This window comes from Chitinophaga sp. (assembly GCF_035564935.1).
Taxonomy (GTDB): Bacteria; Bacteroidota; Bacteroidia; order Chitinophagales; family Chitinophagaceae; genus Chitinophaga.
Genome location: NZ_DATMTE010000059.1, coordinates 1 through 4,535 on the forward strand (window position 1 = coordinate 1; position 4,535 = coordinate 4,535).

Below are 4,535 nucleotides of genomic sequence, written 5' to 3' on the forward strand. Positions count from 1 at the left end.
TTCGCTTTTATCTCCCTTTATCTTTAAAAAATCAAACTACGCTTATATCTCCCTTAATCTATAAAAATCAAAACTATAAAATCAAGCTAATCATAAAAATCAGCGTAATCAGTGTTCCAAGACAATTTCCTCGCCGAAGGCGAGCGTACACGTTACACAAGAAGGTTCCCCGTCATTTCTTTCGGAATTTCCAGTCCCATGAAATGGAGGATGGTAGGTGCAATGTCACCTAGTTTGCCATCTTTTACAGGGCCCTGGAAATCTTTATTGATAATAAAGAAAGGTACGAGGTTCAGTGAGTGGGCAGTGTTGGGAGTGCCGTCTGCATTGATCATGAAGTCGGCGTTACCATGGTCTGCTGTCAGGAAAACGGTGTAATCGCTTGCCAGCGCAGCGGTAACCACGCGTTCTACGCAATGGTCTACGGTTTCTACAGCCTTAATTACGGCTTCAAAAACACCGGTATGTCCCACCATGTCTGCATTGGCAAAGTTGAGTACTATGAAGTCGGCCGATTTTGCCTGCAGTTCCGGTACAATGAGGTCTGCCAGTTCATTGGCGCTCATTTCCGGTTTCAGGTCGTAGGTGGCTACCTTGGGAGATGCCGCCATCAGCCTGCGTTCTCCTTCAAATTCTTTTTCCCGTCCGCCGGAGAAGAAGAAAGACACATGGGGGTATTTCTCAGTTTCAGCAATACGGATCTGTGTGCAATGGTCTTTTTCAAGCACTTCACCCAGGGTCATATTGAGGTTATCGTTTTCAAAGATGACATGTACATTTTTATAAGTACGGTCATACTCCGTCATGGTAGTATAGTAAAGATCCAGGGGCTTCATGCCGAAATCCGGAAATGCTTCCTGGGTAAGTACCTGCGTTATTTCACGGCAGCGGTCTGTACGGAAGTTGAAGCAAAGCACGGCATCGCCGTCCTGGATGGTAGCAATGGCTTTGTGCTGTGCGTCGGTTACGATGATGGGTTTAATAAATTCATCGGTAACGCCTTCGGCGTAAGATGCCTTCACTGCTGTAAGCAGATCCTGGGTAGGCGTACCAACACCATTTACCAGCGCATCATAGGCCAGCTTTACCCTTTCCCAGCGCTTATCGCGGTCCATGGCATAATAGCGCCCGGTAACCGAAGCAATTTTGCCGGTTGTTTTTTCCAGGTGGGCCGAAAGATTTTCCAGGAATCCCAATCCGCTTTTGGGGTCAGTGTCACGGCCGTCGGTAAATGCGTGTATATACACTTTCTCCACCCCCTGTGCTTTGGCAATGGTGGTCAGTGCTTTTACGTGCTCAATATGAGAGTGAACGCCCCCATCGCTAACAAGGCCAATGAGGTGCAGTGCTTTATTATTGTTTTTCGCATGTACCAGGGTATCAAGAAGGATCTGGTTTTGGGCAAGTTCTCCTTCACGGATGGCCACATTAATTCTTTGCAGCTCCTGGTATACGATCCTGCCGGCGCCTATATTCAGGTGACCTACCTCAGAGTTGCCCATCTGCCCGTCGGGAAGACCAACAGCTTCTCCGCAGGTAATAAGGTGACTATGCGGGTATTGTTTGTATAAACTGCTTACAAAGGGGGTTTTTGCATGTGCAATGGCATCGGCAGCAGGAACTTTACCTTCGCCCCATCCGTCCATAATTACGAGAATGGCTCTTTTCTTTTCCATATCCTATCTGGTTATAGTTTAATATAAATTCACTCGAAAGGGTGAAAGTACTTATAAAGGGTTTAAATATTTTGCAAAAATAAAGCTTCCGGGAAAAATAAGTACTCCGGCCTTTTCCAACAGATGCTGCATTATAATTATTCAAAATGAAACACATATTATCTTACTGTTATTGTTTACGGGTTAAGCGCTACTACTATAATGTGATTTTGTTGATTTGCAGGGTGTTTGGCATAGTTTTCGCTTTTAATTTGAGTTGGAGAAAATCACATTTTTAATAAAAAAACTGACAATGAAGAAGCTATTGATGGTGCTGGGGATTATGTTGTTGGGAGGTGCTTTTACAACATTAAAATTATCAGCCAGGTCAATTGAAATTACTGTTGCGGGCCCGTTCGAAGATGTAGTGGCGGCACTTAAAAAAGGAGATGTAAGCGGTTTGGCCAGTTACCTCGATAATAATGTAGAGATCAATATAGCCGGAAAATCCAATACTTATAGTAAGGCACAGGCTGAAATCATTTTGAAGGATTTCTTTTCAAAAAACCAGGTTAAATCGTTTGAACTGGTACACCAGGGAGGGGATAATTCCCGTTTTGGCATCGGTAATATGACCACCACTGCCGGCAATTTCCGGGTTTCTTTTTTCCTGCAAAAGAAAGGAGGAACAATGGTACTGAACGAGCTTAGATTTGAGAATAAATAAAAGACGCTAACATAAATTAGTTGAAAAACCACGATGCCCCGCAATTTATTGCGGGGCACTTTTTATTTTTGACCTATCTTTCGCGTTCAGAAACAAAGCAGAGATCTTTGCGCGAACACCAGATAATACAATCAATTATGTTAGATGAAGCAGCGCTGAATGCGTTTATCAGAAGCGCACTCGCAGAAGATATCGGAAGCGGTGACCACTCCACGATGGCCTGTATTCCCCCCACCGCCAAAGGTAAAGCGGTGCTGAAAATTAAGGAAGATGGTATCCTGGCCGGAATGGAAGTAGCGGAAGCCATATTTAAGTGGCTGGATATGTTTACCATTTTTAAGCCTCATAAGAAAGACGGCGACCCAATGAAGGCCGGAGAAACAGCCTTTGAAGTAGAGGCCGCCGTGCACACCCTGTTAATGGGTGAAAGACTGGTGCTGAACTGTATGCAGCGGATGAGTGGTATTGCCACCTTAACACACCGGTACGTGGAAAAACTGAAAGGTTATCATACCCGGATACTGGATACCCGTAAAACCACCCCCAACTTCAGGATGCTGGAGAAAGAAGCTGTTCGTATTGGCGGTGGTGTAAACCACCGGATGGGGTTGTACGATATGGTTATGCTGAAAGATAATCACATCGATTTTTCCGGTGGCATCACGGCAGCGGTTACCAATACCGTGGCCTATCTGAAAGCGCATAACCTGCCGCTTGCAATTGAAGTGGAAACACGCAACCTCGAAGATGTGAAGGAAGTGCTGGCGGTAGGACAGGTAAACAGGATCATGCTGGACAACTTTACTCCTGCCGATATTGTTAGTGCCATGGCGCTGATCAATGGCCGTTATGAAACAGAAGCCTCTGGTGGTATTACACTGGACACCATTGAGTCGTATGCAAAAACAGGAGTGGATTACATTTCTGTGGGCGCTGTTATACACCACGCAGTGAGCCTGGATCTGAGCCTGAAGGCGATTATATTATAAAACATTTTTTTTGAAGAAGATTCTATTTATCATCAACCGCAAAGCGGGCACCGACCGTGAAAAACGATTGGAGAGTGCTATACGCCGGCATTTTCCTGCTGATCAGTACGAGGTGAGCACTACCTACCTGGCGTATCTGGGGCATGGTGCAGACCTTGCCCGGGAAGCCGTGAACAATGGGGTAAACACAGTAGTAGCTGTAGGCGGTGATGGCTCTATCAATGAAATAGCACAGGGACTTGTAGGTAGTAATACCGCTATGGCTATACTACCTCTGGGAAGTGGCAATGGCCTGGCACGGGCGCTGAAAATCCCGCTGGATGTAAATAAGGCTTTAAGTCTTGTTGTAGCCAATAAGCAACGTGCCATCGATGTAGGTTATGCCAACGAGCACCTTTTCCTCAGCAATGCAGGAGTTGGCTTTGATGCCCTTATTGCAGAACAATTCCGGCATAACACGAAGCGGGGTTTATCTGGTTACGCTAAGTTGGTGCTGAAAAGCTTTAATACCTACGAACCGGCAGAATACCGCATTGAAATAGATGGCGAAGTGCTGCAAACAAAAGCCTTTCTCCTGACCGTTGCTAACGGCAACCAGTTTGGATATGAATTTAAACTGGCCCCCAAAGCCAGTGTTTTCGACGGTCAGTTGGATCTTTGTGTAATGCCGCCTGTAGGCATTATGAGCCTGTTACCGGTAAGCGTTTTTTCCTTAATGGGCAACATCGATCAAACAAGATACCTGAAACATTATACCGGTAAAGATATTACCATCAGCAGCAGCGCATTGCAATACCTGCAGGTAGATGGAGATGCCGTACCGCTCACGGAAAACGGCGTGGTACGCATCCGTATTCAAACAGCCGCCATTAATTTAGTGGTCAACGAATAACCTTTAAATATTTTAGAGAGATGTCGAAAAAGAAAAATACACCAGGCAACGGAATTGTTTATTCCACCGATCCCAACTTCTCACTCGAACCCGAACAGGAAGAAGCAGCCGTAACGCTTGCTCCTGCAGAACAGGTATTGAGAGTAACATTAGATAAAAAACAACGTGCCGGTAAAGTAGTTACTCTTATCACCGGTTTTGTTGGTAAAGAAGAAGATCTTGAGAAGCTTGGCAAGGAACTCAAAACAAAGTGCGGCACCGGCGGCAGCGTG

5 protein-coding genes are annotated in these 4,535 nt (G+C 45.5%); 4 read left to right on the forward strand and 1 reads right to left on the reverse strand.

Annotation, left to right across the window (positions count from 1 at the left end; genetic code table 11):
- Window positions 1-152: 152 nt before the first annotated feature.
- On the reverse strand, window positions 153-1,676 hold the full coding sequence (gene gpmI, locus VN105_RS01560; RefSeq protein ID WP_325637241.1) for a 2,3-bisphosphoglycerate-independent phosphoglycerate mutase: 1,524 nt from the start codon (window positions 1,674-1,676) through the stop codon (window positions 153-155).
- A 292-nt stretch (window positions 1,677-1,968) separates the two neighbouring features.
- Between gpmI and VN105_RS01565 the strand changes: the two genes are divergently transcribed.
- The 4 genes from VN105_RS01565 to VN105_RS01580 form a co-directional block, all read left to right on the forward strand.
- Complete coding sequence (locus tag VN105_RS01565) at window positions 1,969-2,382, forward strand: DUF4783 domain-containing protein (protein WP_325637243.1); 414 nt, start codon at window positions 1,969-1,971, stop codon at window positions 2,380-2,382.
- A gap of 137 nt (window positions 2,383-2,519) precedes the next feature.
- Window positions 2,520-3,371 carry a carboxylating nicotinate-nucleotide diphosphorylase gene (nadC, locus tag VN105_RS01570; RefSeq protein WP_325637245.1) on the forward strand — a complete coding sequence of 284 codons (852 nt, stop codon included), beginning with the start codon at window positions 2,520-2,522 and terminating at the stop codon, window positions 3,369-3,371.
- A gap of 10 nt (window positions 3,372-3,381) precedes the next feature.
- Window positions 3,382-4,263 (forward strand): diacylglycerol kinase family protein, encoded by an 882-nt coding sequence (locus VN105_RS01575; protein WP_325637247.1) that lies wholly within the window; start codon window positions 3,382-3,384, stop codon window positions 4,261-4,263.
- A gap of 20 nt (window positions 4,264-4,283) precedes the next feature.
- On the forward strand, window positions 4,284-4,535 hold a 252-nt coding region (locus VN105_RS01580), incomplete at its 3' end, for a translation initiation factor (protein ID WP_325637249.1).